This window comes from Labilibaculum manganireducens, from assembly GCF_002843385.1.
GTDB lineage: Bacteria > Bacteroidota > Bacteroidia > Bacteroidales > Marinifilaceae > Labilibaculum > Labilibaculum manganireducens.
Genome location: NZ_MVDE01000016.1, coordinates 33,159 through 59,504 on the forward strand (window position 1 = coordinate 33,159; position 26,346 = coordinate 59,504).

Below are 26,346 nucleotides of genomic sequence, written 5' to 3' on the forward strand. Positions count from 1 at the left end.
GATTGTTGAAATTAGCATGGGTGAAAAATTTCTTTTGTTAATTATTCTCTATCAGGGTGAATCATTTTGTTTGGATTCACCCACTTGTCAAATTCCTCATTGCTTACGTAGCCAAGTTCAAGGGCAGTCTGGCGCAGACTTTTGTTTTCCGAATAGGCTTTTTTAGCAATTTCGGCTGATTTTTTATATCCTATATGAGTGTTTAGAGCGGTTACCAACATTAGCGAATTGTCTAAATGTTGTTTGATTCGTTCCTTGTTGGGGAGAATTCCTTCCACGCAGTTTTTGGCAAAGGAATTACAGGCATCGCCCAGTAATTGAGCCGATTGCAAAAAGTTGTAAATGATTACCGGCTTAAAAACATTTAACTCGAAATGACCGCTTGATCCAGCAATGGTAATTGTTGTATCGTTACCCATTACCTGCGCACAAACCATGCTTAGTGCTTCCACCTGTGTGGGATTTACTTTTCCCGGCATGATTGAAGATCCGGGTTCGTTGGCAGGGAGAATGAGTTCACCAATCCCCGAACGTGGTCCTGATGCCATTAAGCGAATATCGTTGGCAATTTTCAGCAGCGAAACAGCAGCTTGTTTTAATGCACCGTGCGATTCAACAATTGCATCGTGAGAGGCTATGGCCTCAAATTTATTTTTTGCTGATGTAAAAGGTAAATTAGTAAATTCTGCAATATAATCAGCCACTACTTCAGCATACATGTGCGGCGTGTTGATGCCTGTGCCCACCGCAGAACCTCCAAGAGCAATTTCACTTAAATGCTCCAGACTGTTTCGGATTGCCTTCGCTGCATGATCTAATTGCGAAACATATCCCGAAAACTCTTGTCCAAGACTTAACGGCGTTGCATCCATTAAGTGAGTTCTTCCTATTTTCACAACATCTTTCATTGCATGGGAATGGCGGGCCAAAGCATTTCTAAGATTTTCTATGGAAGGAATGGTGTGATCCTGTAATTTTATAAGACCGGCAATATTCATTGCCGTTGGAAATGTGTCATTAGACGATTGTGATTTGTTGACATCATCATTGGGGTGAACGAATGCACTTCCTGTTCCTGTTTGTAAGCCCATAAGTACCTGAGCCCTATTGGAAATTACTTCGTTCACATTCATGTTGGTTTGTGTGCCTGATCCGGTTTGCCAAATAACCAAAGGAAAATGTTCATCGAGTTCGCCTCTGCAAATTTCATCACATACTCTTGAAATAATTTCCTTTTTATCAGCATTTAACACTCCCAACTGGTGATTTGTAAAGGCCGCCGCCTTTTTCAGATAAGCATAGGCTCTGATCAGCTCAATAGGCATAGAAGCTACAGGGCCTATCTGAAAATTCTCAAGAGAGCGCTGTGTTTGTGCTCCCCAGTATTTGTCGGCAGGAACTTTAACTTCCCCCATTGTGTCAGACTCTATCCGGTATTTCATGATCTAAATTTTGACTGATTAATCAGAAATAAATCAACTACAAAATCTCTTCTACATTTTCAGCAGGCACAGCAAAAATTGCTTTGTGGTCTTTTACAACAATAGGGCGTTGAATCAGGTTTGGATATTCAATTAAGATTTTGATCCACTCATCGGCATTGAAATTTTTCCCTTTAAAATCGGTTTTGTATAATTTCTCGTGAGTGCGGATAATTTCCCAGGGTTGTTTCGCCATTCTCATCAATACATCAGCAAGTTCGGCTTCAGTAAACTCATCTTTTAGATACAAACGAATTTCAGGTTCAAGGCCTTTGTCTTGTAAATATTTTAAACCTGCTCTACTTTTGGAGCAACGCGGATTGTGATAGATTTTCAACATTTTTATTTCTGATTTACTGTTTAATGTGATACAAATATACGGCTTTACAGATAATGGAAAGACAGATTTGAAGATATTCACCTATTTATTGCAATACCTGGCTTTAGGTGAGTGAAAATTTGAAAACCGGCTTGCTTCCTGTTGCCGGATTATTTGTAAGAGCACGCAAATCCCTTTCCATTAGTCTGGAAATTTACATTCTTCTAATCGGTTCGCACTTCCTGAATCCGGGAAATGCCGTTCGACTAAAAAGAAGGCTTTTCGGGTGCAGTAAAATGCCGTTTGACTCATCCGGTGAGCTTTTCATTTGGTAAAAAGCAGCGTATGATCATTCAAATGCCATTTTCCAGTTGCAGAAAACCCCCTTCGATCAACAGGACGGGCTTTTCTTGTACTGGAAATGTCCGTTTGACCAGCCGGATGCACTTTTTTGTTGCAAGGGCAAGGTCATTCTACTAAAAAAAATCAAACTATTTCGTGAACACTCTCCCATTTTACATTTAGGGGTTTGTGTTATCTGTATTAATGACCTCTATAGGATATTCATCTTTTGTACGGCCATTTTTAAACATGGCTTTTTGATTCACACTTCCATCTTCATTATAGGTAGTCCATTCTCCTTCTCTCACACCATTTTTGTAAGTCCCTTTTTCCTCTAGCTTTCCGTTTTTGGAGTACCAGTGCCATTCTCCTTCTTGTTTACCATTTTTATAAATTTCCTTTCTATTTATGTTTCCATTTTCCCAGTAGATTTTGTGTTCTCCCTCTAGCGTTCCATTTTTATATACGCCTGTGGAAGACAGCTTTCCGTTCTTATGATAACTTATGGATCGCCCATTTCTTTTTCCATTTTTAAATCTTATTTTGCCTGCTATTTTACTAACTTTTTTAAGTTTTAAACGGGTTTTAAAGAATTTTTGGTTTCTGCACCAAATTTCTTTTCCCTCTTTTTTTCCGTTTTTATACCTTACTTTAATAGTGATATGATGCCAATCGGAATATTCCGTCCACTTTCCTTCTTTTTTTCCGTTTTCATATACTCCAGTTCCAGCTAGTTTTCCATCCTTAAAATATTCTTTCCATCTGCCTTCCTTTTCTCCCTCTTTGTTTAGTCTGTTTTCCTGTGCAAAGAGATTTGATTGTGAGCATAAAAAAAATACTAATAAAAAAGTGGTTGCTGTTTTCATCCTGCGTTATTATAGTTAATTTTAAATGACCGTATAAATTATATTGTTGATGATAAATAAAACTACAAATTAAATGATTATGAGAAAAATTACATTGTTTATTTCGTTATTATTTTTTCTTTTTTCCTGCGAAAAAGAAATTGATACTACAGTTGTAAATGAAAAATTAGATTCTGGTAACGACCAGAGAATAGAAAATGCTATTGGTTTTGTTAATGAAACTTTTGTAGAAAACAGTTCTAAAACAAAAAGTACAAGAAGTATATTGTCATTGCAAAATACAGATACGATTTATCAAATTAAAAATGCTGATGACGAAACGGTTTTAAAATTAATCTGTTTTAAACCTAAGGGCTATGTTTTATTGCATACACTGGAGGATGTTTCTACACCTGCTGTTTTGTTTTATTCTGACAATAAACTAAATAAAAGCAATTTTAATCCGATTTTAACTAATATTATAGACCAGTTTGTTGTAAAATACGATGAATTTCACGAAGTGTCAAACTTAAAAAGTAATCTAAAATCTGGATCGAGGGGAACTGACCCTATTTCTTTTGAGGATGTTATTGAAGAACAAGTAAATTCTTTGCTTGTCAATTTCACTTGGCATCAGTATTTTCCTTATAATAATTTTTTAGATTGGTATAAAAATGGTTTGTATAAGGGGCATCCTGCGGGATGTATGACTATTGCCTTAGGTCAGATAATAGCTTACGAGAAGTATTATGTAGATCCGATATCGCAAGAGAGCTTTGACTGGACAAAAATGGAATCAGCAAGTGCTGCTATTGCTGATAATTATATCGAAATAAACTTATTGTTAGCAAAAATTTTTCCTGAAATAATGACATCAACAAGTGATGCCGCTTCTGCTGGAGTCTTCTCAAAAGCAGTAACATTTATGGGGCAAGTTGGATACAATACGGAAGTTGTAAATCTGTTCGATTATGCAAAAGCAAAAGTAGAATTAAAAGATAATAGACCAATTTATGTTCAGGGAGTTGATAAGTTGGGAGATGGTATTAAGGGACATGCTTTTGTTTGTGATGGATATAAAACGGTAGGAACTTATATGATAAGTGATGGCGTGAAACCTGTTGATCCAGCTTTTAAAACAAATTATATTCATCTAAATTGGGGATGGAAAGAAAGCACGTTTCATGAAGATTATGACGGTTGGAGTTTTGCCGAAGGTTTAAATGTTACAACTACGAATGGGATTCATTTCTATAATGATCAAAATACGATGCTTTTATTGAAATTTTAAAGATATTGGTGAGATAAAATTTAGATTTAGTGAATAAGTGTTTGCGGTCATACATATTTTAATTAAAGAACCACCTTGTAATGAGGTGGTTTTTTTGTGATCTATTTGTTATCCAGCAGACATGATTAGTTAATTTTCTTTATTAGTTTTAAGGTGTTGATCTATTTGGTGGCTGTAAAACCATTGGGCTATTTCAAATTCATTGGCACAGATTCAAATAAAATAGCATGAAGAATTTGATAAAAAAAAGAAAATTTGAAATTATAGGAGGGTTATTTGGTCTGCTGGGTGGCTTTCTTTATTGGAAATATGTTGGTTGTGTTTCAGGAACTTGCCCCATTCAGGCCAACTGGTATACCATGGTTCCTTACGGATTGCTTTTTGGTGTGCTGATAGGAGGGATGTTTAAACCAAAGCAAACAAAAGAGTAGGGATCTTGCATGCAAGATCCCTACTTTTATTTTTTTTCTTCCTCGCTGAATTCCATTAGGAATGCTTTAATGAATCCATCCAAATCACCATCTAAAACGGCTTGCACATTAGAGGTTTCGTGGCCTGTTCTTACATCCTTAACCAGTTTGTAAGGTTGCATTACATAGGAACGAATTTGTGAACCCCATTCAATTTTCTTTTTAGAACCTTCAATCTTGTCAGTTTCTTCCTGACGTTTTCTTAGTTCCAATTCATATAGCTGCGATTTCAGCAATCGAAGTGCATTTTCACGGTTTCCAAATTGGGAGCGGGTTTCGGTATTTTCAATAATGATTCCCGTAGGAGCATGTCGTAACCGCACACCTGTTTCCACTTTATTTACATTTTGTCCGCCGGCACCGCCCGAACGGAAAGTATCCCAACTGATATCAGCAGGATTTATTTCTATTTCGATGGTATCGTCAATGGCAGGATAAACATAGACCGATGCAAAAGTGGTCATTCGTTTGTTGGCCGCATTAAAGGGAGAAAGACGCACCAAGCGGTGCACTCCGTTTTCCGATTTTAAATATCCGTAAGCAAAATCACCTTCAAATTCGAGAGTCGCCGATTTAATTCCGGCTTCGTCACCTTCCTGATATTCCAAAGAGCTTACTTTGTAGCCATGAGCTTCTCCGTACCTTAAATACATTCGGTAAAGCATTTCGCACCAATCACAACTTTCGGTTCCACCGGCACCCGAATTTATTTTTAGAATGGCTCCCAGTTTGTCTTCATCTTTCCGGAGCATATTTTTTAGTTCAAGAGCTTCAATTAAGTCTTGGGTTTTTGCAAATTGCTCGTCTACCTCCTCAGGTGATGCTTCGTCTTCCTTGGCGAAATCGAATAATATCTGCAGGTCGTCAATTGCTTCTTTTGCTTCCTTGTAAGAATCTACCCAGGATGTAAGCCCTCTTACTTTTCGCATTTGAATTTCAGCCTCTTTGGGGTTATCCCAAAATCCGGGAGCCTGGGTTCTCAATTCCTCTTCCTGTATCTGAATTATTTTGGCATCAACGTCAAAGATACCTCCTTAACGCTTCCGTGCGTTCCGCTAAACTTTTTAGCTGGTCTGATGTCATCATTTTTGTAAATTATTAATTGAAGTGTAAAGGTAATAAACAAAGAGGAAGGAACAATCTGAAAACAAGGTGTAATGTTGTTTTCAGGAAAAAGAAATAATACTTAGATGAAGATTTAAGGCTCCGATTTATTGGAGGGAATCAGAATTGTTTTGGCATCAATGTCAAAGATACCTCAGATCACTTTTTTCGACGCTTCTGTGCATTCCGCTAAACTTTTTAGCTGGTCTGATGTGATCATTTTTGAAATTTATTAATTAAAGTGTAAAGGTAGTCAACAGTGAGCAATTAGCAATTAGCAATGATCAGTTGTTGTTTATATGCATTCATTACAGTAACCTTTGTTTTAGTAAAATAAAAACAGCGCATGAAATTATCCATACGCTGTTTGTATTAACAAGTTTAAGTCATTAATCCTTAAACATTATTCATTATTAAAATCCTCTTTGCTGAGCCTCTAATTTTTGCATTTCGGCATTAAAAGTTTCTTTGAATTTTTCGTAATCGTAATCAACTTTTAACTTGTCATCCTGCGATAATTTTTGGTTGATTGCTTCCTCCAAATCTTTTGAACTCATCTCCATGGCAATGTATGTTTTGTATTTGTTTTCACCGGTTTTGGTTTGCTTTTCGCAAATTACTTTGATGTTGTTCAATTGTTGGTTGATCACCTCGCGGGTTAAACCTTCAAAACGTTCTTCAACTTGCTCAACATTATTTAATTCCGTTGAGTTCACGTAGTTGTCAATAGTTCCTTTAATTGTCGACTGAATTAGTGTCGCCAGTTCGGCACGTGCATTGGTGCCGGCTTTCTTTTTAGATACCATCTGATCTAAACTTTCGCCAATAGCAGAAGCTCTAAAATTGTTTTTATCACTTTGGTAATCTGGTCCGGTGCAATAAACTTCAATCAATTCTTCGCCTTGTGCTTTAGTACTAACTGCTTTTTCAGCCGATCCGCAAGAACTCATTCCTGCAATCAGTAAAATTCCTAATCCAAGGAATAAGTTTTTGTGTAATTTTTTTGTTTTCATATTTTTCTGCTTTAGATTTTAGAAATGAGACGGGAGAAGTGAGATGATTTTTATTGTTGACAAATGCTTCTCTTTTGAAAATCTCAATATCTATCTTTTAAATTATTTTACTATTTAATTTATTTCAATGGAGATGTGATCTCTCAAATCTATTCTTATAAATCAAGTTGATTTAGTTTGGGAACAATCGTGTTGTTTATTTCATCAACAGCTTGTTCGTAAGCTTCTTTCACTGCATAATCGTAGCTAATGGGTTTCATGCCTTTCACTTCATAAATGGCATCGTTAAAAATTTCCATGCCTGTTTTAACATCGGTAAGCGAGAAAAAACAATCCAGATACACAATATATACTTTGTAGTTGCGGCCTTCTTTAATTTCACCTTTTGTTACATTGGTATTGATATCAAGAATAACTTTGGCCTGATCTTTATTGTTTGTAAATGAGAAGAAATTTTCAGATAATTCTTTCTTTAAATTGTTCTCTAAAATTCCTCGTTTAGAATCTTCTCCAAATATTTTTTCGCTAAAATTCAGGTAAGCCTTCAGTCGCTCTACATTTAAAATGATTTTACTTTTAGGTGCTGATTCTTCAGTGAAGAAGAGTTTGTTTAATTCGTAATTCTCGTTGCTTTCATCCAAAATTGATGAAAGATCAAGAGAAACAGTAATTTCCTGCAGTTTTTGGCGCGAAGTTACCTTAGACAATTGAGAAGTTGCATAACCAAATTGGTCTGTAGAAACGTTTCCATTCAAAATACCTTCTCCTTCTGTAAATTCAAGTTTTAAGGGCAATTGAGAAATTAATTTTTCACCTTCGTCGGCCAGCCAAACAGCTTTTACCAGAATAGGTTCCTTTTGTGAAGTTGAGATTTCGAGTTGAATTGCCTTTTTTTCAGGAGTAAGTTGAGTTCTGTTAAAAATGTTTTGGATGGAATTGTAAATATCTGTTCCTAAATTGATAGTTCCATCCAATGTCATTACGCTAAGATCTTCATCCAAATGATTTTTTATTGCATTCAGAGATTTGGCATAGTAATTTAATGCTTGAAAAAGGTCGAGTTGGTTTTCGTATTGTTTTCCTTCTTCAAAATAGCTTTGCGACAGCTTTTTTGCTTTGTTCAGTTTCACTCTTTTTAGCAGAGCATACTGATTTTTTGACAATTGATAGTAAACCCAATATTCTCCTTCTTTTTTATTGTCCCAGGAAGCGACTATTTCGTATCCTTCCAAATCCTGAACAAGAGATGTTCTGATATCTGCTTCAAACTCTTCTTTAAAACTCGTGTTGTTTTCGAATTGATGCAGAACAGAATTGGACGAAATAGAAATAGAAATTTCAGAACATAAATCCTGTAAAGCCTGATTTTTAGCTAGTTGCATATAGCTTGTTTCATTGGCATCTTTTTTAACCACAGCTATACCTATATAATATTCTGATGAAATTGGACGCTCTTTTACCCATTCCGGAGGTCTGCGTTTGGCTGCTGTCGTATTTGGCGAGCAACTCATTATAAGTGTAAGAATAATGGAAAAGTGCAATAAGGTGCGTAAAGATTTAATCATTTTTATGATTTTGAAATTTTGTAGTTTAAAGATAATAATTGTAAACAATAAGGATGCCAAAGTTAATTTAAAATTTAGTCCTTTTTCGAAATTAATTGATCAATTATCTGAAGTGAAAGCTGAGATTCAAAACCTCTTCCTTGTGCAAACCGGAATAATTTGGCTCTTAGTTGATAAGGATCTTCTTCCCGGATGGTTTTTATTTTGCCGGATAATATGTCTTGAAGATTTTGAGTGTATTCTCTTTCATCCAATTGATCTATTGCATCAGAGATAATGTATTCCGGAATTTGTTTTTGTTTCAGATGATGAGCGATCTTTATTCGTCCCCATCGGTTAAAACGGAATTTATCGCGAACGTAAAAATTGGTGTAACGTTCATCATTAAGGAATTTCTCGTCAATTAAGGTTTGAATAATCTGATCCTGATCGGCAGATGAGATTTCCCATTCGCAAAGCTTTTTACGAATATCAAAGCAGCATTTTTCTTGTCTGCTGCAAATAAACATGACTTTTGATAAAGCAGATTCGGCGCTGACTTCCCTTTTCTTCTTTTTGTAATCCATCATTGCGGTTTTATAGCTGATATCATTCTGGTTTTTCCGTTGATGTCTGATCTTAGACGTATGCTGTTGAATCCTTTTTGTTTCAAAAGTATCACCATTTCGTTTCCCAAACTTTCGTTGATTTCAAAATAAAGTTTCCCGCCTTTTTTTAAATGCAGAAGAGCCAGTTCTGCGATGGTTCTGTAAAATAGTAAAGGATCGTGATCTGTTACAAATAGTGCTGTATGTGGCTCATAATCCAGAACATTTTTCTCCATTTTACTCTTTTCTGCTTCGGTAACGTAGGGAGGATTGCTCACAATAATATCAAAATTGTCCCAATCAAAATTCTTCCAGTTTAGAATATCGCGATGAAAAAAATGAACATCAACCTGGTTGAATTTGGCATTTTCTTTAGCTTTTTCAATTGCCTCTGCCGAAATATCAGCAGATGAAACGTGAGCATTTTTTAAATTTTTTGCCAGTGAAATGGGAATGCAGCCACTGCCGGTTCCTATATCTAAAATGTGTAAACCTTCTTGCCTGTTCTCATTGATGATTGCATGAACCAGCTCCTCAGTTTCTGGTCTGGGAATTAGGGTATGCTCATTTACTTTAAAAGTAAGATCGTAAAATTCAGTTTCACCTAAAATATACTGAATTGGTTTATTGGTTTTAAGTTCTTGTGTATAGACAGCAATTTGTTTAAAATCATCATCGCTAATATTTTCCGATCTATTCAACTGAATTTGAGATTTTGAATAGTTTAGAACGTACTCAAGAAGAATGTATGCCATACTTTCTGTTTCTCGGGCATGATATAACTCCGCGAGTTCTTTTTTTATGTAATTTATTGTAGATTGTATTGTGTTTGATGGAGTCATCTGACGTAAGAATATTGGTTCAAAATTGAATCTTTTAAATGTAGAGGAATTGAAAATTAGTAATTGATTACTTATAATAGTAAATCACCGTCTTATTTCTCACATCTAATATCTCAAAATTATTAAATTAACAAAGATACAAATCTTCTGAAGTAGTCGGATATATGCTGTTAACAATTAATTGGTCAGAATTCTGGATGCACTTTTTCGAGGTGTTGGCTGTTTTATATGTCATCACCATTATCTCTACGGTAATTATTGTAATTCTTGAAAACAGAAGTCCTCTAAAAACTATTTCGTGGATTCTCGTTTTAGTTTCTTTGCCTGTTGTTGGTTTAATTTCCTATTTGGTTTTCGGACAAAGTTTTCGGAAGCGAAAAATGTTCAACATGAAAGAGTTGGGTGATATGAAGTGGCTGCAGGTAATGAGTCAGGATCAAAAACTTCATTTGGATAAAAGCCGTTGGTTGAAGGATGAGCGGATTCATGAAAAAAAGAATTTGATGACCTTGCTTTTGAACAATTCAAAAGCATTGCTTACCGGTTACAACAGGGTGAAAATTCTGAACGATGGTGAGGAAACATTTCCATCTATTTTCAAAGCTCTGCGGAAAGCGAAGGATCACATCCATTTGGAGTATTATATTATTGAAGATGGAGAGTTGGCATCGGAATTGCTCGAAATATTAATGCAAAAAGCAAGAGAAGGGGTTGAGGTTCGTGTGATTTACGATGATGTTGGAAGCTGGAAATTAAGTAAGGAATATGTGAAATTATTACAAGATGCAGGTGTGAAGATACACGCCTTTCTTCCTGTTCGTTTCCCTATTTTAACCAGTCGGGTGAATTACCGAAACCACCGAAAAATAATTGTGATTGATGGGAAAACTGCCTTTGTTGGCGGATTGAATTTTGCTGATCGTTATCTTCATGGTCTGCCTGAAATTGGCTCGTGGCGCGATACTCACTTAAAAATTACCGGCGAAGCAGCTACCAGTTTGCAAATTGTATTTTTAATCGATTGGTATTTTGTTCGACAAGAGGTTTTGCTCGACGAAAAATATCTTCCTTACAAGAAAGTAAAGCAAAAGTGTTTGTTACAAATTACCGCGTCCGGAGCCGATTCCGACTGGGCAAGTATCATGCAGGCGTATTTCTCGGCCATTACTTCGGCAAGGAGAAATGTGTACATTTCATCGCCATATTTTATGCCGAACGGCAGTATTTTGATGGCACTAAAAACTTCTGCAATGAGTGGGGTTGATGTGCGTGTATTGCTTCCTCATAAATCAGATTCTTTCATGACCTATTGGGGAACACTTTCCTACATTGAAGAATTGCTGGAGGCAGGTGTGAGAATCTTTTTTTACAAAGGAGGGTTTAATCACAGCAAGATAATGATGGTGGATGGAATAATGGCAACGGTTGGAACAGCAAATATGGATGTAAGGAGTTTTGAACAAAATTTTGAAGTAAATGCCTTGATTTACGATGAGGAGACCACTTTGGAATTGCGGGCGCGCTTTTTGGCTGATTTGGAAGACAGCGAAGAATTGCATTTGCAGGAATGGCAGAATCGATCCAAACGTCAAAGAGTGAAAGAATCAATGGCCCGGTTATTTACTCCACTTTTGTAGTTTCTTCCTGATATCTTTTAAATAAAAACAGGATTTGTTTCATCACGTAGTACTCTGAAGAATTTGGAGTCACTTTAATCTCCGATCCTGCATATTCCATAAATTTCAGTAATTCTTCCCCCTCTAAACCTGTTGCATCAGCCACTATCTTAGCATTGTATTTCGAACTGATCTTTTTTGTCTTGCCTTCGTTTCTTATTATTTTGGATAATTGCTTTTTCGATTTTTCTGATTTGCTCAATTTGCTGTACAAAAAATCTGTGGGTGCAAAAATTGCACCTAAAACGCCCATTTTACCATCTCTTTTGGGGCGGTATTGAGCAGGAACAATATTTGGTTTTTTCGTATTGTAGGGAGCCAATTGTTTCATAATGCTTTTATTAATTGGATCCTTTTCTTCCAGTTTGGTTTTGATGAAATCTTCCTTAAACTCATCCCAGGTTCCCAATGCATAAATATTCACTTCATCTAATAAATAGGAAATGTCTTCCAATTTAATTTGAAAAAATGGAGGAAAATCGACATTAAAAATGAATGGAACCGCCCAATCAATTGCTTTATACCCTAAAGCACTAATTCGAAGTGTATCGTACTGCTGAATTTGCAGATGAAAAACGCCAAGGCTATCGCAGATAATTCCTCTGCGTGTTCTTTCTATACTAACGGTGGCCAATGGAATAGGAGTTAAACTTTCCGAATGGAGAATTTGCCCGGAAATGCTGATAATGGAATCTCTTTTAGAGTCTTCCGAAAAAGAGCAGTAACGGGAGCTAAGAACTAGAACTAATGAAATGTACAATACCCTCTTTAATTTCATGAGAAGAGTTTAATTCATTGTTTAAGGGCGCAGATGGTTTCTTATGGTACCTAAAGAATCAGTAAAGCTCAGATCGTTCTCAAACTGTGGTTTTTCCTGTAAAAAATCTGTGTAAAGTTGTTGAATTCTTACTCCTATATACATTTCACTGGTTTGATATGTGAAATTCTGCTTCGAATTAATATACTCCATTAACTGATCTAATCTAAAACCAGATTCGTGAGTTAATTCAGCAATTACTTCTTTGTTGTATTTTTGCTGAAGAATCCGAAGTTGCCAATCAGTCATTTCTACAATTCCTTTTCGAGCTCTTCTTTTCTGTCCAATAGATTTTATTGCACTAATTCCATCGAGTAGATTGAATCCAAAACCCTGTCTGCTCAACGTATTGGCTTCCGCCTGTGCAAGTTTCAAGTTTCCAAAATCAAACGACGCAGCTATATTTTCTTCTTCGGGGGCATCGGTCTTAATAAAATTTTCTTTAAACTGGCTCCAGGTTCCCAATGAGTAAATGCTTACTTCATTAAGCAGAATACTTCCCTGTTCCATGAATATTTCTTGAAAAACTTCCTCTTCTTCAGCTTGTGGAGGAGTAATACTCACAGATTGTTCTTTAAATCCGAGAGCAGATATTCTTAAATTTTGATCGGGATGAATTCGTAAGCGGAAAAAACCGGCGCTGTCACATACAATTCCCCAATTAGTTCCTTGAAGATTTACGTTAGCAAAGGAAACACCTTCCAGATTTTCAGCATTTATTACCTTTCCGGATACAATAAAACTTTCATCATTCATTTCTTCCTGAGCAAAGACTCCGAAGGCAAAGAATAATGTGAGAAATAGGGTTAGTAAACTTGTTTTCAATTGGGTCGATTTTTTTATTTAACGCTAAAGATAGGTTTCAATCTTAATGAATGCTGAAATTGTTACATTTTTTAACAGACTTTAACCCAAATTAATATTGTGATAACGATCTATCTGCCTGTCCAGTTGACTAGTTGGCTGGTTTTTTGAAACGGATTTATATGACCATAAAGAATATCATTTTCACGTTGATAACACATCATTGGATGAGTGGTCTCTATTTTATTGGAAATTTTAATGTTTTTTACCACTTGGTGAGCGTTGTTACCCCATAAGAACCAAACCATTTCAGGATTCGATGCGGCAATAAATTGCAGTAATTTTTGAGTAAACGGAGCCCAAAGTTTGGTGTGCGAATTTGGTTTGCCTATTTCGCAGGTAAAGGCTGTATTTAGCAAGAGTACATTTTCGTGTTCCGACCAATATTTAAACAGTTGATTGGGGGGGAGTATCTTAAAATCATTATCCATCACCAATTGGTCACCTTCGTTAAGCTGACTCTTAATTTCGGAATATTTACGTTCCTCATTCGTTGCAGCCTTATAAATGCAGCGCAGAATATTTTTTAACGATACATTACGAAATTTATCATGCCACGAGTTTAATCCATTCACTTCAAAAGCTCTTCCGGTAGCAACTCCTGCTTGAGGATATGGATCCTGTCCTAAAATTACAACCGGTATTTTATTCAAATCCATTTCTAAAAAGCGCAGCGTTAAATTTGACTTTGGAGTGGATTTTTCAATGTGAATTGATTTTTCGATGTCCTTAATCAAGCAAATAATTTCTTCTGATAGAAAAGTAGTCCAGCTTTGGTGTATTGACAGTTGAGAAAGGAAAGTAGATTTATGCATTTTGATAATTGTTTTTGTAGTCTCAAAAATAGTAAATGCAATTATTAATTAATAATAATAAGTTAAAAATTGCATCAGCAGGAATATTGGCTGTTTTTCAGGTGACTGCGTAAATTTAGATCTTATTTTGATTCATTTTTGGAACAGTCAATTTTACAATTGGTTAGACTGTTTTACTTTTCGACTTTTTAGGCTCTTGCAGACCTTTCTACTTTTATTCTTTTTGACTAGTTTTGTTAGCTAATTAACCAAAATAGATAAGATACAACTGATTATGTACCAGAAATTGAGAGAAAGCATTGAAGCTGCATGGGACGACCGGTCACTTTTGAGTACTCCTGCAGTACAAAAAAACATAGAAGAAGTAATTGAATTGTTGGACAAAGGAGTTCTTCGCACTGCAGAACCACTGGCAGATGGATGGCAAGTAAATGAGTGGGTGAAAAAAGCCGTAATACTTTATTTCCCAATTCGTAAAATGGAAACTATTGAAGTCGGTCCATTTGAATTCCACGATAAAATGGCATTGAAAACCAACTATGCTGAACTGGGAGTTCGGGTTGTTCCTCATGCAGTGGCACGATACGGAGCTTTTATCGCCAGAGATGTGGTAATGATGCCATCATACGTTAATATTGGTGCTTATGTGGGCGAAGGAACCATGGTCGACACATGGGCAACAGTAGGATCTTGTGCTCAGATTGGAAAACATGTTCACCTTAGCGGTGGTGTTGGTATTGGCGGTGTTTTAGAACCGATTCAAGCTGCTCCGGTAATCATCGAAGACAATTGTTTTATTGGCTCACGCTGCATTGTTGTTGAAGGAGTTCATTTAGAAAAAGAAGTTGTTTTGGGAGCTAATGTAGTGCTTACCGGATCAACAAGAATTATAGATGTAACAGGCGAAGAACCTGTTGAGTACAGCGGATTTATTCCGGCTCGTTCGGTAGTGATTCCAGGAACAAGAACCAAGAAGTTTCCTGCAGGGGATTATCAGGTTCCTTGTGCTTTGATCATCGGAAAAAGAAAACCATCAACAGATTTAAAGACTTCGTTGAACGATGCATTGCGTGAATACAATGTAGCGGTATAGTTTAATTAATGATGAATAAATCAATAATGAGTAATCAATGAAAGTTGATTACTCATTTGTTTCTAATGATTTGAAAGAATACTAACAAATTAGAAATGCACAACGACATTAAAAAAGCTTTGGAAGTACTTCACGCTGGTGGAGTTATTCTATATCCTACCGATACTATCTGGGGAATAGGATGCGATGCAACAAATCCTGAAGCGGTAAAAAGAGTTTATGAAATTAAGAACAGGGAAGATTCCAAAGCCATGCTGGTTTTAATGGAGAATCCCAATCGCCTGAATTCCTATGTTGATGAGGTTCCGGAAATTGCCTGGGATTTAATTGATACGAATGATCAGCCGATGACTCTGATTTATCCCGGTGCGAAAAATCTGGCGCCAAATCTGATTAATTCAGATGGAACCATTGGTATTCGAATTACCAATGAAGAGTTTACACAAAATTTGATTCAACGATTTAAGAAACCCATTGTTTCTACTTCAGCAAATAGAAGTGGAGACGTTTCGCCTGCCAACTTTTACGAGATTGGTGATGAAATAAAAGAAGCGGTGGATTATATTGTGGAATACCGGCAAGAGGATATGGAAAAATGCAAAGCTTCCAGTATCATTAAAATTGGATTGGGAGGCGAGATTCAAATTATAAGACCGTAGGGATACAGTATTCTGTTTCCCTACGAATATATTTTTTACATTCCAATTGATTTTATGTGACCGGAACCTGCGGATTTTGAATCCAGGGAGTCCGGTTTTCCGCGGTAGTAAATGTCACCGCTGCCAGCTACTCTTGCATTTAGGTTTTTTGTTGCATACACCTTACAATCTCCCGAGCCCGATACGCGAACGCTTACGTTTTCAGATTTCAAATTACCTGCATCAACATCACCCGAACCACTAATGTGAATTTCAAGTTCTTTCAATCCATTACCTTTTAGATTAATATCTCCCGAACCGGAAATATGACACTCAACATTTTCGGCAGATAAATCTTCAATAAAAATATTGCCGCTTCCGCTGATTGCATATTTCGCATTGGTAGTTTCTATTGGGCTTTTGGCGACAATGTTACCCGATCCGGAAATGCTTAAATTTTTTATTTGCGAGGAAGAAATATGCACTTCAATATTTTTGAATGAATTGTTCCAGCCCCAGCTTTTATTTTTTTTGCGCTTAATTTTCAGAGTTCCATTTTCAACTTCAGTAATAATTTCTTCTAAATCATCAGCATCGCCTTTCATTTTTACCGAAGTAGAATTTTCCTGAGTGATAAATACCTTGGCATGAATGGCAAGACTAACTGATTCGAATGATCCAATATTCCGGGTTTCTGTTTTTTGGGCAAAGGCTAAACTACCACTAAAAACAAGAGCAAAAACTGCCAGCAGGGAAGTAATACGTTTTGTGTTCATATAAATTAGTTTTAGATAAAAAATCATGTTCTAATAAATGACGAACAAGTTGGCGAAAAGTTGCACTAAGAAATATTTTAATGCTTTAAATATTCGAGTAACTAAGTTTAAAACATACAAAGTATACTTAGGAACAGTAGTGCACCTTAAAAAAATCATAAAAACCTGCATCTCATTGATTCTTTTCACAATTTGTATATACATTCGCATAAAAATTAGCACAATGGAATTCAAGCACAAAAAGAAAATACAAATCCGCTTTGGCGATATCGATTTAATCGGACATGCGAATAACGGAGTGCAGTTAAGCTACCTCGATTTGGCACGAATGGATTATTTTCAGCAAGTATATGGGGAAGTAATTGATTGGAACGAATCAGCATTAATCGTAGCTCATTTGGAGATAGATTATTTGTCATCCATCACCCTGAGTGATAAAATTGAAGTGCAAACAAAAATTTTTCGGATTGGCAATAAAAGTGTAGGAATGTACCAGAATATTGTCGATTTAAAAACAGGCGAGATTAAAACCAAAACATCACAGGTAATGGTAGCCTACAGTCAAAAATTAGGAGAAAGCATAAAAGTTCCGGAAACCTTAAAAATTAGAATTCTTGAGTTCGAAGGAGAGCTGTTAATTAAATAATATACAGATAACAGATTTTTAATTAGCAGGTTACAGGAAAATAAGTTTTGTAATGCAGTAGAACATGAAGTGATTTATTCACTAAGATACATATCGATAAGACCATCGGGAGTTTCCATAGTGATGGTTTTATTTTCCTCATTTATTTCAATGAAGTTTTCTTCGGCAAAAGGAATCAAAACTTCCTGGTTATTAACCGAAATAACCAAAACAATGTTTCCCGAGTAATCCTGAATATCCTCAATTTCCCCCAATTCACCTTTTTCCTCATCAATGTACAGGAAACCAATCAGCAAATTCGGATCAAGATCATCCGCTTCTTCAATAAATTCCGGAGCATCCTTCATGGGAATGTAAATATCACAGCCAATAAATCGCTGTGCCTTCGCTTCCGAATCCAGATCTTCTATAACAATACGAACTGTAGAATGATTTCGGGGAGTAATTCCGTTTTTAGGAATAAAAAAAGGAACCAGTCCTCCGTCGATATCGACAAAAACTGATTCCAATTTATTTTTTTCAAGAAGGTTGCTGTTTTTCCTGGCAACTAATTCGCCTTTAACTCCATGAGTTTTAGTAAATGTTCCGGCAAGATAGCAATCCTCTATTTTAAGCATGCATTCAATATTAAGCTTCAGTTTCTTCTGAACCTTCTTCAGTTGCAGCCTCTTCGCTAGTTGCTCCAGCTTCTTCAGCTTTGGCAGCAGCTTCAGCATCAGCAGCTCTCTTAGCGATAGCTTCTGCTCTGTTTGCGCTAATTTTAGCTTCAGCTTCTAAACGAGCTTTCGATGCATCATCAGCATTTTTCGAAAGACCTTCTTTCTTAGCGTTGATTTTTGCTTCTTTCTCTTTTTTCCAAGCTTCGAATTTTACTTCAGCAGCAGCTTCATCAAAAGCTCCTTTTTTCACACCGGCAAGCAAGTGTCTTTTCATCATTACACCTTCGTAAGATAAAATTGCTCTTGCAGTGTCAGTAGGCTGAGCACCGTTTCCAAGCCAGTTAACAGCTTTGTCAAAATCCAGGTTAATTGTAGCAGGATTGGTGTTTGGATTGTAAGATCCAATACGCTCAATGTATTTACCATCACGTGGTGATCTGCTATCTGCTACCACAATGTGGTAGAATGCGTTTCTTTTACGACCGTGTCTAGCTAGTCTGATTTTTACTGGCATAACTTTATTTTAATAAATGAATAAGTTGTGGTATACATACCACGATTTATAAGCGCGACAAAGATACTATTTTATTTTTGATTAAAAACAGCGCTTAAAAAGATTATTTCATAGTCTAATACTCATGTATATAAGAATGTTGCATACAAGCCCTTTACCATATTATACAGATGTTGGTAATTTAGAAAGAATAGTACGTCTATATTTACTAATTTTGCTTGGATGAATTCCTTAAATCTTCGCAAATCGCCACTCATTTAAAGGCATAACTATAATAATTCTGATACTGAGATGTTTTTAATATTTGATACAGAAACTACAGGCTTACCAAAAAAATGGAAAGCACCGTTAAGTGATTTTGACAACTGGCCGCGCATGGTGCAGCTGGCTTGGCAATGTCATGATATGGAGGGGAAATTTCTCTTTGCTAAAAATCATGTTATCATACCTGAAGGCTTTACTATTCCTGAAGATGTAGTGGCGGTGCATGGTATTTCAACTGAAATAGCTCTGGAAAAAGGAATTCCGCTCAATGAAGCCCTGCTTGACTTTATGGAGGATGTCAGGAAATCGAAGTATGTTGTCGGACACAATGTTTCCTTCGATATAAATATAGCAGGCTGTGAACTGCTGCGTTGTGAGATGAACGAACAGGAGCTTATTTCGGTGTCTGCTCTTGATACAATGACCGGCAGTAAGGAATATTGTGATTTGAAACGCAAAGGCCAGCTAAAAAATCCTACTCTTACCGAACTTCATATGAAGCTGTTTGGTGTTCCTTTTGCTGAAGCTCATAATGCTGCTGCCGATGTGGAGGCTACTTCCCGTTGTTTTCTGGAGTTGATTCGGGTCGACGGACTAAGATCCGAACTTCTGAAAATGTCTTTGGAGCAGATTCAAGCCTTTAAACTCAACAATCCCGATGCTATTAAGTTGGTAGGTATCGAATACGAATCTTTTAAGGTCAATACTGCTTTCGACGAAATTTCCATTGAAGAAGAAGAGCGCAAGAGACACGAGGCTGCAAAGAATATCATTCCACAGGCTTTTGTTCATTTGCATGTTCATTCTCAGTATTCCATACTCGATGGAGCAGCCAAAACAGCTGATATTGCAGCCAAAGCCAAGGAAGACGGTATGCCGGCTGTTGCAATTACCGATCATGGCAGTATGTTTGGAGTAAAAGAGTTTCACGTTGCCTGTGGCAGAGTTGGCATCAAACCAATTATTGGTGTTGAAGCCTATATGGCAAGACGGGGACATTTAATAAAAGAAAATAAAGGGGATGGGTCAGGTTATCACATTATTTTACTGGCTAAAAACTATAAAGGATATCAGAATCTTTTAAAGTTAACATCTATTGCCCACATCGACGGGATGTATTACAAACCACGTATCGACAAGGATTTACTTGAAGAATACAGCGAAGGACTAATTGTAAGTAGTGCTTGCCTGGGTGGTGAAGTTGCGCAGCACATCATGGGCGGTAATATTGATAAGGCAAGAGAAACTATTCTTTGGTTTAAGGATGTTTTTGATAAGGATTATTACCTTGAGATTATGCGTCATCCCAACAATGACCCACGCTTAAAGAGCGATGTTTGGGAAAATCAGGTGAGAGTGAATAAAGTGATTCGTAGATTGGGAGCAGAACTTGGTGTTAAAGTGATTGCCACGAATGATTCCCATTTTGTTAATCCCGAAGATGCCGAAGCTCACGATGTACTTGTGTGCCTAAATACAGGGCGTGATTACGATGATAGTACACGCATGCGTTACACCAAGCAGGAATGGTTTAAAACAAGCGAAGAGATGAATGAGCTCTTTGCTGATGTGCCGGATGCACTTGCAAATACCATGGAGATTGCTGAAAAAGTGGAGGCTTTTGAATTAAATTCCAATCCCATAATGCCTTCATTTGACATACCTGAAGAATTCGGCACTCTGGAAGACTATAAAGAGAAATACGACGAAACAACACTTATTAAGGAGTTTGAAGAGGAGCGTTATGAGAAGCTTGGAGGTTATGATAAGGTGCTGCCAATTAAGTTAGAGGCGGACTACCTGGAACATCTTGCATTCGAAGGTGCGAAAAAACGTTATGGCGATACTCTGGAAGATCATATAATTGAGCGCCTGAATTTTGAGTTGAACACCATTAAAACAATGGGTTTCCCCGGATATTTCCTGATAACACAGGATTTTATTAATTGGGCAAAAAATAACGGTGTGATCGTAGGTCCGGGACGTGGTTCGGCCGCCGGTGCTGTGGTAGCTTACAGCATTGGTATTACTGATGTTGATCCCATAAAATATGATTTGCTGTTCGAGCGTTTCCTAAATCCCGATCGTATCTCGATGCCCGATGTGGATATTGACTTTGATGACGATGGTCGACAGGAAGTGTTGGATTATGTAACGGATAAATATGGACACGATAAAGTAGCTCATATCTGCACCTTTGGTACAATGGCTACCAAAAGTTCTATTAAGGATGTAGCGCGTGTATTGGGTTTAGAATTAGCAGAAGCCATCCGCCTGACCAAACTGGTGCCCGAAGCGCCCAAGATGAGCTTTAAAAAAGCATACGCAGAAGAGCCTGCTCTTTTGGATGAAAAAAATTCTCCGAATCCGCTCATCGCCCAAACAATCAAATTTGCCGAGTCTCTGGAAGGATCGGTAAGACAAACCGGAGTGCATGCCTGCGGTATTTTGATTGGAAAAAATCCTCTGGACGAGCACTTGCCGGTTATGCCTACCAAAGGAGAAGATCTGTTGACAACGCAGTACGATGGTCGTTTTGTGGAAGATATTGGTCTGCTAAAGATGGACTTCCTTGGACTGAAAACATTATCCATCATTAAAGAAGTACTGGCCAATGTAAAGCTGTCTAAGGGTATTGATGTTGATATCAACAATGTAGATCTTGAGAATGAAGAGACTTTCCAGATGTTTAGCCGGGGAGAAACTACGGCTATATTTCAGTTCGAGTCTCCGGGAATGAAGAAACACCTTCGGGCTCTAAAACCGAACCGTTTTGAAGATTTGGTTGCGATGAATGCTTTATATCGTCCGGGACCAATGGAATACATTCCTTCGTTTACCCGAAGGAAAAACGGGGAAGAGGAGATTGCTTACGATCATCCAATTATGGAGGATTACCTGAAGGATACGTATGGAATTACGGTTTATCAGGAGCAGGTGATGCTTCAATCCCGCGCTTTGGGTGGATTTACCCGAGGCATGTCGGATACTTTGCGTAAGGCGATGGGTAAAAAACAGATTGCCATGATGGATAAGCTGAAGGTAGAGTTTATTAATGGATGTCATGACAATCCTAAGTTTATGGAAGGCGTTGGCGGCGATAACGTTAAGGCAGATAAACTGATTGAAAAAATTTGGTCCGATTGGGAGGCATTTGCAAAATATGCTTTTAATAAGTCTCACTCGGTTTGTTATGCTTATATCGCTTATCAAACGGGTTTCCTAAAGGCGCATTATCCAGCTGAATTTATGGCGGCGGTGCTTAGCCGTAACTTATCTGATATCACGAAAGTGACTATTTTTATGGATGAGTGCAGGCGAATGGGAATGCCTGTGTTAGGACCTGATGTGAATGAATCCTATGCCCGGTTTACAGTAAACAAAGAAGGTGCAATTCGTTTTGGTATGGCTGGGGTGAAAGGAGTTGGAGAGCAAGCTGTTGATGATATTATTAAAGAAAGAAAAAATGGTCCGTTCAAAAATATTTTTGATTTTATAGAGCGGGTAAACTTAAGATCGGTAAATAAGAGAACTCTTGAAAATCTTGCCATGTCGGGAGGTTTCGATAGCTTCGGATTAAAGCGGAGTCAATACTTTCATCCAGATGAAACCGATGTTACCTTTATGGAATATTTGGTGAAGTATGGAAACAAACTTCAGGCAGAAAAAGACAATTCGCAGCAAACTTTATTCGGCGATGTAGAAGATTATGTGGTTACACCGCCAAAAATTCCTGAATGTGCAGAGTGGAATAAGCTGGAGCGCTTGAATAAGGAGAAAGAGTTAATTGGAATTTACCTGTCCGCTCATCCACTTGATGATTACAGATTGGAAATTGATTCCTTCTGTAATGCATCTTTAACACAGTTGTCAGCGGATATTGTAAATTTTAAGGATAAGGATGTAAATATTGCAGGAATGGTAACTGCCATTCGTCGGGGAACTACAAAAAACGGCAATCCTTTTGCAATTGTTAACATTGAAGATTTCACAGGCTCGTTTGAAATGGCTTTCTTTGCTAAAGATTTTGTGGAATACAGCAATTATTTTATTGAAGGTTTATCGGTATTTATAAACGGGAGGGTACAAACCCGGTCCTGGCCACGAGGTTCTACCGAATTGGAGTTTAAAGTTAAAGGAATAAACCTGCTTTCCGAGGTAATGGAGAAGCGGGTGAAAGAGGTTACCATTGAGATTCCGGTAAGCAGTCTCTCAGATGAATTAGTAACCGAAATGGCAAGTTGTATGGAGGGGAACAAGGGGAATTTGAAAGTGAATTTTGTAATCACTGATGATAGAAATGTGAGGGTGAAAATGTTCTCAAGAACTTGTAGGGTAAACCTTTCCAATGAATTGATCGAATATTTTAAAAATAATTCTGATATTGAATTCAAAATTAATTAACTTGCACGGGTAAATAATAAAATTCAAAACAATTAAAAATAGATTACCATGACAATTGCAGTAAACGATGCTAATTTCGAAGAGGTTGTGTTGAAATCAGATAAGCCTGTATTGGTTGATTTCTGGGCCGAATGGTGTGGCCCTTGTAGAATGGTTGGCCCAATTGTAGACGAACTTTCTAATGATTACGACGGTAAAGTTGTAGTTACAAAAATGGATGTTGACAGTAGTCCTGCTACTTCTGCAAAATTTGGAATTCGTAATATTCCTACTATTCTTTTCTTTAAAGGTGGTGAAATTGTGGACAAACAAGTTGGTGCTGTTCCAAAATCAAGTCTTGCTGAAAAAATTGACGCTTTATTGTAAGTGTTGATTGCAAAATATTTGGGCATAGAGAGATTCTTTCTATGCCTTTTTTTTCTTTGTTCACATTCAAAATAGATTTTTTTGAAGCAACTCTCAGACCTGATACAATTCGAAGAATTTGATAATCTGGAGCTTTTGGCCAAGCAGATTGTTGAAGGATTTTTAATTGGTTTGCACCGAAGTCCGTATCATGGATTTTCGGTAGAGTTTGCTGAACACCGACTTTACAATAAAGGGGAGTCAACCAAACACATCGATTGGAAGCTATACGCACGAAGCGATAAGCTGTTTGTAAAACAATTTGAGGAAGAAACGAACCTTAGGGCTCATATTGTTGTAGACACCTCTTCTTCAATGCTGTTTCCTTATCAGCAAAAACACCAAACCAAATTGGGATTTTCGGTACTTTGTGCGGCCGCTTTGGTTCACTTATTGCGAAAACAACGAGACGCAGTTGGCTTGTGTACCTTCTCCGATAAAATAGATATCCTTACTCCGGCAAAACTTTCTAATACTCATGCACATTTGCTTTATGCTCATTTAGGCAAACTCTATAACAGAGAAGGAATTGATAAAAATAGGGAAACCAAAATTTCGGATACATTACACAAGCTTGCCGAAGGATTGCATAAGCGTTCACTCGTAATTGTTTTTTCTGATTTTATGGGGGATGAAACGCCTAAGGAGATTTTGGAATCGTTACAGCATTTACGCTTCAATAAGCACGAGGTTTTACTCTTTTCTATTCGGGATAAAGAATTCGAAAATGAGTTTAATTTTGCAAATCACCCCAGTCAGTTTATTGATTTGGAAACAGGAGAAAGCATAAAATTAAATCCTTCGGATATTAGAAATTTATACAGTCAAAAGCAGAAAGAGTTCTTTACAGAATTAGAGATTTTGTGCGGACAATTTGCGATTGATTATGTTGAAGCAGACATCCGCAAAGAATTTCATACCATTCTTAAGGCTTATTTACTGAAAAGAAAAAAAATAATGTAAAGCTGGCATTCCTCATTACTAAATTTGACCAAAGACTTACCTTCCATTTATTTACTGTTTATTTGTTGATGAATAATTTTCATCTTCCATACCTTTGCAGTATTTTTATGAAACACTCAATAATTTCTAACACGCAGAGAACTCCCTAAATGAAAAATTGGATTTGCCTATTCGGATTGGTTTTGCTGTTTGCCTGCGAGCAAAAGAGAGGGAAATCGGTAAGTTCGAAGGAACCTTATGTGGAAAATGGAGTTGTTAAGCAGTATGATGATGCGAACAGATTAACTGCCGAAATTACTTTTCGAAATGGTGTGCGGCATGGCGTCTGTAAAATTTATTATCCTTCAGGCGAGTTGAGTGATGAAATCATGTATGTTGATGACCAGAAGAGCGGCATTGCCAAAAAATTCCATAAAAACGGCAAATTGTATAGTCTTACTCCCTATCACAAAGATGAAAAGAATGGTGTGCAGAAGAAATACTATTCCAATGGTAATATCTGGGCTGAAACTCCTTATATGAAAGGCCAGCCTGGTATTGGTTTGAAAGAATACAGGCAGGATGGAAGTTTGCGGACTGGTTTTCCAGGTATCGAAATTCAGAAATTTGTGAAGGAAGATGTTGTGGTTTTAACATTGTCACTAAGTAATTACTCTAAAAATGTGATTTTCTACATTACCGATTTAATGGAAGACAAATACATTCCATTTGCAGCCAAGCCTCTTTATGCAAAAGGCGGGTTGGCACGGTTCGAAATTCCTTACAATCGTGCTGCAGGACTTGATACCACATTGAATATTGTTGCAAAATACCAAACGCAGGATCACAATATCAACGTTTCTCAGCGAGAATTCCAGATTATTATGAAATAAAAAGCTTATTCTTTAACAAAGGAGAGTTTGGATAGAATAGGAAAATGATCGGAGTATTGTTTTTTGATTCTCTGATACTCGCTGCAGATTGTATGCTCATCATGAAGAATATAATCAATCCTGAACGATGGAAAATCTCCTGCATAAGTTGTGCTGATTCCACTGCCTTTGTCTTTAAAACAGTCGCTAAACTGATCACTCAAAGTTTTATAGGTAAAAGATTGAGGTGTGTCGTTAAAATCGCCGCAAACAATTGTAGGATGAGGCGATTTATCGATATGTGCCCGAATTATTTGGGCTTGTTTGGCTCTGCGGATAAATGCATAACGCAACCGGAAGGAAATGTCTTTAAGTTCGTTTAATTCCTGCTCATCAGCTTTGAACTCTTTTTTGTTGATGAATTCGTAATTTTTACCTGCAAAACGGTTCGACTCCAAGTGAAGATTATAAACACGAAGTATTTTTTTCCCAATTTGTAAATCTGCAAAAACAGCGCTGCATAAATTTCCCTTCTCAAAATTAATTTCTCCATGGTGGATAATTGGATATCGGGAGAAGATTGCGACACCAGTTCCATGCTTGCTTCTGATTGAATTTTTCGCGTTCAATTCTTTTTTTAAATTACTAATCGAGAGCAAACCTGATTTTGTAGTTCTAAATTCTTGAAAACAAATAATTCCAGCTCCAAGATCTTTAGAGAGTTGTATGATATTTGATGGTGTTTTGGGATCTTTTGTCCATTTGTAAATATCAAAGGAGCGCACATTGTAACTTAAAACCTTAATGGCATTCTCATCGTTTTTAGATTCGCCGGAGAAGTTAAATTGGATGAAGTTGGAAAAAGACTGATAACCAATTAGAATGACCAAAAGAGGAATTAAAAAACTCCAGCGCCTTCTGACCATCCAATAAATAGAAAATAAAATATTAATAGCCAGCAGATAAGGATAGGCCAATCCCCAAAAGGCTGGCGGCCAAAAGTTATCGGGGTTAATGTAAGCTGCCAGATAGGAAATCAAAAGTGAGCCTGAAAATATCAGACTAAAAATAACAAGTGATTTGTGCAGAAAGTTCTTCAAGT

The 26,346-nt window shown here is 37.0% G+C and carries 26 protein-coding genes; 11 read left to right on the plus strand and 15 right to left on the minus strand.

What is annotated here, in order from left to right; genetic code table 11:
• Positions 1–41 precede the first annotated feature (41 nt).
• On the minus strand, positions 42–1,442 hold the full coding sequence (gene fumC, locus BZG01_RS11615) for a class II fumarate hydratase (RefSeq protein ID WP_101310006.1): 1,401 nt from the start codon (positions 1,440–1,442) through the stop codon (positions 42–44).
• 37 nt (positions 1,443–1,479) lie between these two features.
• On the minus strand, positions 1,480–1,821 hold the full coding sequence (gene arsC, locus BZG01_RS11620; RefSeq protein WP_101310007.1) for an arsenate reductase (glutaredoxin): 342 nt from the start codon (positions 1,819–1,821) through the stop codon (positions 1,480–1,482).
• Between the two features lie 107 nt (positions 1,822–1,928).
• Between arsC and BZG01_RS11625 the strand changes: the two genes are divergently transcribed.
• Positions 1,929–2,135 carry a hypothetical protein gene (locus BZG01_RS11625; RefSeq protein ID WP_101310008.1) on the plus strand — a complete coding sequence of 69 codons (207 nt, stop codon included), beginning with the start codon at positions 1,929–1,931 and terminating at the stop codon, positions 2,133–2,135.
• Positions 2,136–2,321: 186 nt separating this feature from the next.
• Here the strand turns inward: BZG01_RS11625 and BZG01_RS11630 are convergent, their stop codons facing one another.
• On the minus strand, positions 2,322–3,008 hold the full coding sequence (locus BZG01_RS11630; RefSeq protein WP_101310009.1) for a toxin-antitoxin system YwqK family antitoxin: 687 nt from the start codon (positions 3,006–3,008) through the stop codon (positions 2,322–2,324).
• 79 nt (positions 3,009–3,087) lie between these two features.
• On the opposite strand from BZG01_RS11630, the gene BZG01_RS11635 reads away from it, so the two are divergent.
• Both BZG01_RS11635 and BZG01_RS11640 read left to right on the plus strand, forming a co-directional pair.
• Positions 3,088–4,278: a C10 family peptidase gene (locus BZG01_RS11635; RefSeq protein WP_180327296.1), complete on the plus strand. Its 1,191-nt coding sequence runs from the start codon at positions 3,088–3,090 to the stop codon at positions 4,276–4,278.
• A 227-nt stretch (positions 4,279–4,505) separates the two neighbouring features.
• Positions 4,506–4,709 (plus strand): hypothetical protein, encoded by a 204-nt coding sequence (locus tag BZG01_RS11640; protein WP_101310011.1) that lies wholly within the window; start codon positions 4,506–4,508, stop codon positions 4,707–4,709.
• Between the two features lie 26 nt (positions 4,710–4,735).
• Here the strand turns inward: BZG01_RS11640 and prfB are convergent.
• The 5 genes from prfB to prmC all read right to left on the minus strand — a co-directional run bounded on the left by prfB (position 4,736) and on the right by prmC (position 9,859).
• A protein-coding gene (gene prfB, locus BZG01_RS11645) for a peptide chain release factor 2 (RefSeq protein WP_143470891.1) occupies positions 4,736–5,834 on the minus strand; the annotation gives its coding sequence in 2 pieces (ribosomal slippage) (positions 4,736–5,770 and positions 5,772–5,834; 1,098 coding nt in all).
• 431 nt (positions 5,835–6,265) lie between these two features.
• A complete protein-coding gene (locus tag BZG01_RS11650) occupies positions 6,266–6,865 on the minus strand; it encodes a hypothetical protein (protein ID WP_101310013.1) in 600 nt (199 codons plus the stop codon).
• 155 nt (positions 6,866–7,020) lie between these two features.
• Positions 7,021–8,430 carry an LPP20 family lipoprotein gene (locus tag BZG01_RS11655; protein WP_101310014.1) on the minus strand — a complete coding sequence of 470 codons (1,410 nt, stop codon included), beginning with the start codon at positions 8,428–8,430 and terminating at the stop codon, positions 7,021–7,023.
• 74 nt (positions 8,431–8,504) lie between these two features.
• The gene (locus tag BZG01_RS11660) at positions 8,505–8,996 is read right to left on the minus strand and encodes a regulatory protein RecX (protein WP_180327297.1); all 492 of its coding nucleotides are present in this window, start codon (positions 8,994–8,996) and stop codon (positions 8,505–8,507) included.
• Positions 8,996–9,859 carry a peptide chain release factor N(5)-glutamine methyltransferase gene (gene prmC, locus BZG01_RS11665; protein WP_101310016.1) on the minus strand — a complete coding sequence of 288 codons (864 nt, stop codon included), beginning with the start codon at positions 9,857–9,859 and terminating at the stop codon, positions 8,996–8,998. Before prmC ends, BZG01_RS11660 begins: the two co-directional genes overlap by 1 nt.
• A gap of 164 nt (positions 9,860–10,023) precedes the next feature.
• On the opposite strand from prmC, the gene cls reads away from it, so the two are divergent.
• Entirely contained in the window at positions 10,024–11,496 is a 1,473-nt protein-coding gene (gene cls / locus BZG01_RS11670) for a cardiolipin synthase (RefSeq protein WP_101310017.1), read from the plus strand.
• Here cls and BZG01_RS11675 read toward each other — a convergent pair.
• From BZG01_RS11675 to BZG01_RS11685, 3 genes are all read right to left on the minus strand, one after another.
• Positions 11,480–12,313 (minus strand): carboxypeptidase-like regulatory domain-containing protein, encoded by an 834-nt coding sequence (locus BZG01_RS11675; RefSeq protein WP_101310018.1) that lies wholly within the window; start codon positions 12,311–12,313, stop codon positions 11,480–11,482. The genes cls and BZG01_RS11675 overlap by 17 nt on opposite strands.
• Before the next feature lie 21 nt (positions 12,314–12,334).
• Positions 12,335–13,177, minus strand: a complete 843-nt coding sequence (locus tag BZG01_RS11680; protein ID WP_143470892.1) for a carboxypeptidase-like regulatory domain-containing protein — start codon at positions 13,175–13,177, stop codon at positions 12,335–12,337.
• A gap of 110 nt (positions 13,178–13,287) precedes the next feature.
• Entirely contained in the window at positions 13,288–14,031 is a 744-nt protein-coding gene (locus BZG01_RS11685) for a uracil-DNA glycosylase (RefSeq protein ID WP_101310020.1), read from the minus strand.
• A gap of 274 nt (positions 14,032–14,305) precedes the next feature.
• Between BZG01_RS11685 and BZG01_RS11690 the strand changes: the two genes are divergently transcribed.
• Together BZG01_RS11690 and BZG01_RS11695 are read left to right on the plus strand one after the other, a co-directional pair.
• Entirely contained in the window at positions 14,306–15,124 is an 819-nt protein-coding gene (locus BZG01_RS11690; RefSeq protein ID WP_101310021.1) for a 2,3,4,5-tetrahydropyridine-2,6-dicarboxylate N-succinyltransferase, read from the plus strand.
• A 95-nt stretch (positions 15,125–15,219) separates the two neighbouring features.
• Positions 15,220–15,783 carry an L-threonylcarbamoyladenylate synthase gene (locus BZG01_RS11695; protein WP_101310022.1) on the plus strand — a complete coding sequence of 188 codons (564 nt, stop codon included), beginning with the start codon at positions 15,220–15,222 and terminating at the stop codon, positions 15,781–15,783.
• A 35-nt stretch (positions 15,784–15,818) separates the two neighbouring features.
• Here BZG01_RS11695 and BZG01_RS11700 read toward each other — a convergent pair whose 3' ends face one another.
• Positions 15,819–16,538, minus strand: a complete 720-nt coding sequence (locus tag BZG01_RS11700) for a head GIN domain-containing protein (RefSeq protein ID WP_180327298.1) — start codon at positions 16,536–16,538, stop codon at positions 15,819–15,821.
• Between the two features lie 223 nt (positions 16,539–16,761).
• Between BZG01_RS11700 and BZG01_RS11705 the strand changes: the two genes are divergently transcribed.
• Positions 16,762–17,184, plus strand: coding sequence for an acyl-CoA thioesterase (locus BZG01_RS11705; protein WP_180327299.1), 423 nt, complete (start codon positions 16,762–16,764; stop codon positions 17,182–17,184).
• 74 nt (positions 17,185–17,258) lie between these two features.
• Here the strand turns inward: BZG01_RS11705 and rimM are convergent, their stop codons facing one another.
• Both rimM and BZG01_RS11715 read right to left on the minus strand, forming a co-directional pair.
• Complete coding sequence (rimM, locus tag BZG01_RS11710) at positions 17,259–17,801, minus strand: ribosome maturation factor RimM (RefSeq protein ID WP_101310025.1); 543 nt, start codon at positions 17,799–17,801, stop codon at positions 17,259–17,261.
• Positions 17,802–17,811: 10 nt separating this feature from the next.
• On the minus strand, positions 17,812–18,357 hold the full coding sequence (locus tag BZG01_RS11715) for a 30S ribosomal protein S16 (protein ID WP_101310026.1): 546 nt from the start codon (positions 18,355–18,357) through the stop codon (positions 17,812–17,814).
• Between the two features lie 291 nt (positions 18,358–18,648).
• Here BZG01_RS11715 and dnaE point away from each other — a divergent pair, with 291 nt between their 5' ends.
• The 4 genes from dnaE to BZG01_RS11735 all read left to right on the plus strand — a co-directional run bounded on the left by dnaE (position 18,649) and on the right by BZG01_RS11735 (position 25,265).
• Positions 18,649–23,025, plus strand: a complete 4,377-nt coding sequence (dnaE, locus tag BZG01_RS11720) for a DNA polymerase III subunit alpha (RefSeq protein WP_101310027.1) — start codon at positions 18,649–18,651, stop codon at positions 23,023–23,025.
• Between the two features lie 48 nt (positions 23,026–23,073).
• Positions 23,074–23,391: a thioredoxin gene (gene trxA / locus BZG01_RS11725; RefSeq protein WP_101310028.1), complete on the plus strand. Its 318-nt coding sequence runs from the start codon at positions 23,074–23,076 to the stop codon at positions 23,389–23,391.
• 81 nt (positions 23,392–23,472) lie between these two features.
• On the plus strand, positions 23,473–24,393 hold the full coding sequence (locus BZG01_RS11730; protein WP_218973090.1) for a DUF58 domain-containing protein: 921 nt from the start codon (positions 23,473–23,475) through the stop codon (positions 24,391–24,393).
• A gap of 149 nt (positions 24,394–24,542) precedes the next feature.
• A complete protein-coding gene (locus BZG01_RS11735; RefSeq protein ID WP_101310030.1) occupies positions 24,543–25,265 on the plus strand; it encodes a toxin-antitoxin system YwqK family antitoxin in 723 nt (240 codons plus the stop codon).
• A gap of 5 nt (positions 25,266–25,270) precedes the next feature.
• On the opposite strand, the gene BZG01_RS11740 is transcribed toward BZG01_RS11735, so the two are convergent.
• Positions 25,271–26,344: an endonuclease/exonuclease/phosphatase family protein gene (locus BZG01_RS11740; RefSeq protein ID WP_101310031.1), complete on the minus strand. Its 1,074-nt coding sequence runs from the start codon at positions 26,342–26,344 to the stop codon at positions 25,271–25,273.
• Positions 26,345–26,346 lie beyond the last annotated feature (2 nt).

Coding starts and splice junctions, on each gene's coding strand:
- BZG01_RS11655 (WP_101310014.1), bottom strand. CDS start 8,430: ATGATTAAATCTTTACGCACCTTATTGCACTTTTCCATTATTCTTACA.
- rimM (WP_101310025.1), bottom strand. CDS start 17,801: ATGCTTAAAATAGAGGATTGCTATCTTGCCGGAACATTTACTAAAACT.
- BZG01_RS11675 (WP_101310018.1), bottom strand. CDS start 12,313: ATGAAATTAAAGAGGGTATTGTACATTTCATTAGTTCTAGTTCTTAGC.
- BZG01_RS11685 (WP_101310020.1), bottom strand. CDS start 14,031: ATGCATAAATCTACTTTCCTTTCTCAACTGTCAATACACCAAAGCTGG.
- BZG01_RS11640 (WP_101310011.1), top strand. CDS start 4,506: ATGAAGAATTTGATAAAAAAAAGAAAATTTGAAATTATAGGAGGGTTA.
- BZG01_RS11715 (WP_101310026.1), bottom strand. CDS start 18,357: ATGCCAGTAAAAATCAGACTAGCTAGACACGGTCGTAAAAGAAACGCA.
- BZG01_RS11735 (WP_101310030.1), top strand. CDS start 24,543: ATGAAAAATTGGATTTGCCTATTCGGATTGGTTTTGCTGTTTGCCTGC.
- BZG01_RS11650 (WP_101310013.1), bottom strand. CDS start 6,865: ATGAAAACAAAAAAATTACACAAAAACTTATTCCTTGGATTAGGAATT.
- fumC (WP_101310006.1), bottom strand. CDS start 1,442: ATGAAATACCGGATAGAGTCTGACACAATGGGGGAAGTTAAAGTTCCT.
- arsC (WP_101310007.1), bottom strand. CDS start 1,821: ATGTTGAAAATCTATCACAATCCGCGTTGCTCCAAAAGTAGAGCAGGT.
- BZG01_RS11695 (WP_101310022.1), top strand. CDS start 15,220: ATGCACAACGACATTAAAAAAGCTTTGGAAGTACTTCACGCTGGTGGA.
- cls (WP_101310017.1), top strand. CDS start 10,024: ATGCTGTTAACAATTAATTGGTCAGAATTCTGGATGCACTTTTTCGAG.
- BZG01_RS11705 (WP_180327299.1), top strand. CDS start 16,762: ATGGAATTCAAGCACAAAAAGAAAATACAAATCCGCTTTGGCGATATC.
- dnaE (WP_101310027.1), top strand. CDS start 18,649: ATGTTTTTAATATTTGATACAGAAACTACAGGCTTACCAAAAAAATGG.
- BZG01_RS11630 (WP_101310009.1), bottom strand. CDS start 3,008: ATGAAAACAGCAACCACTTTTTTATTAGTATTTTTTTTATGCTCACAA.
- trxA (WP_101310028.1), top strand. CDS start 23,074: ATGACAATTGCAGTAAACGATGCTAATTTCGAAGAGGTTGTGTTGAAA.
- BZG01_RS11690 (WP_101310021.1), top strand. CDS start 14,306: ATGTACCAGAAATTGAGAGAAAGCATTGAAGCTGCATGGGACGACCGG.
- BZG01_RS11635 (WP_180327296.1), top strand. CDS start 3,088: ATGAGAAAAATTACATTGTTTATTTCGTTATTATTTTTTCTTTTTTCC.
- BZG01_RS11700 (WP_180327298.1), bottom strand. CDS start 16,538: ATGAACACAAAACGTATTACTTCCCTGCTGGCAGTTTTTGCTCTTGTT.
- prmC (WP_101310016.1), bottom strand. CDS start 9,859: ATGACTCCATCAAACACAATACAATCTACAATAAATTACATAAAAAAA.
- BZG01_RS11660 (WP_180327297.1), bottom strand. CDS start 8,996: ATGGATTACAAAAAGAAGAAAAGGGAAGTCAGCGCCGAATCTGCTTTA.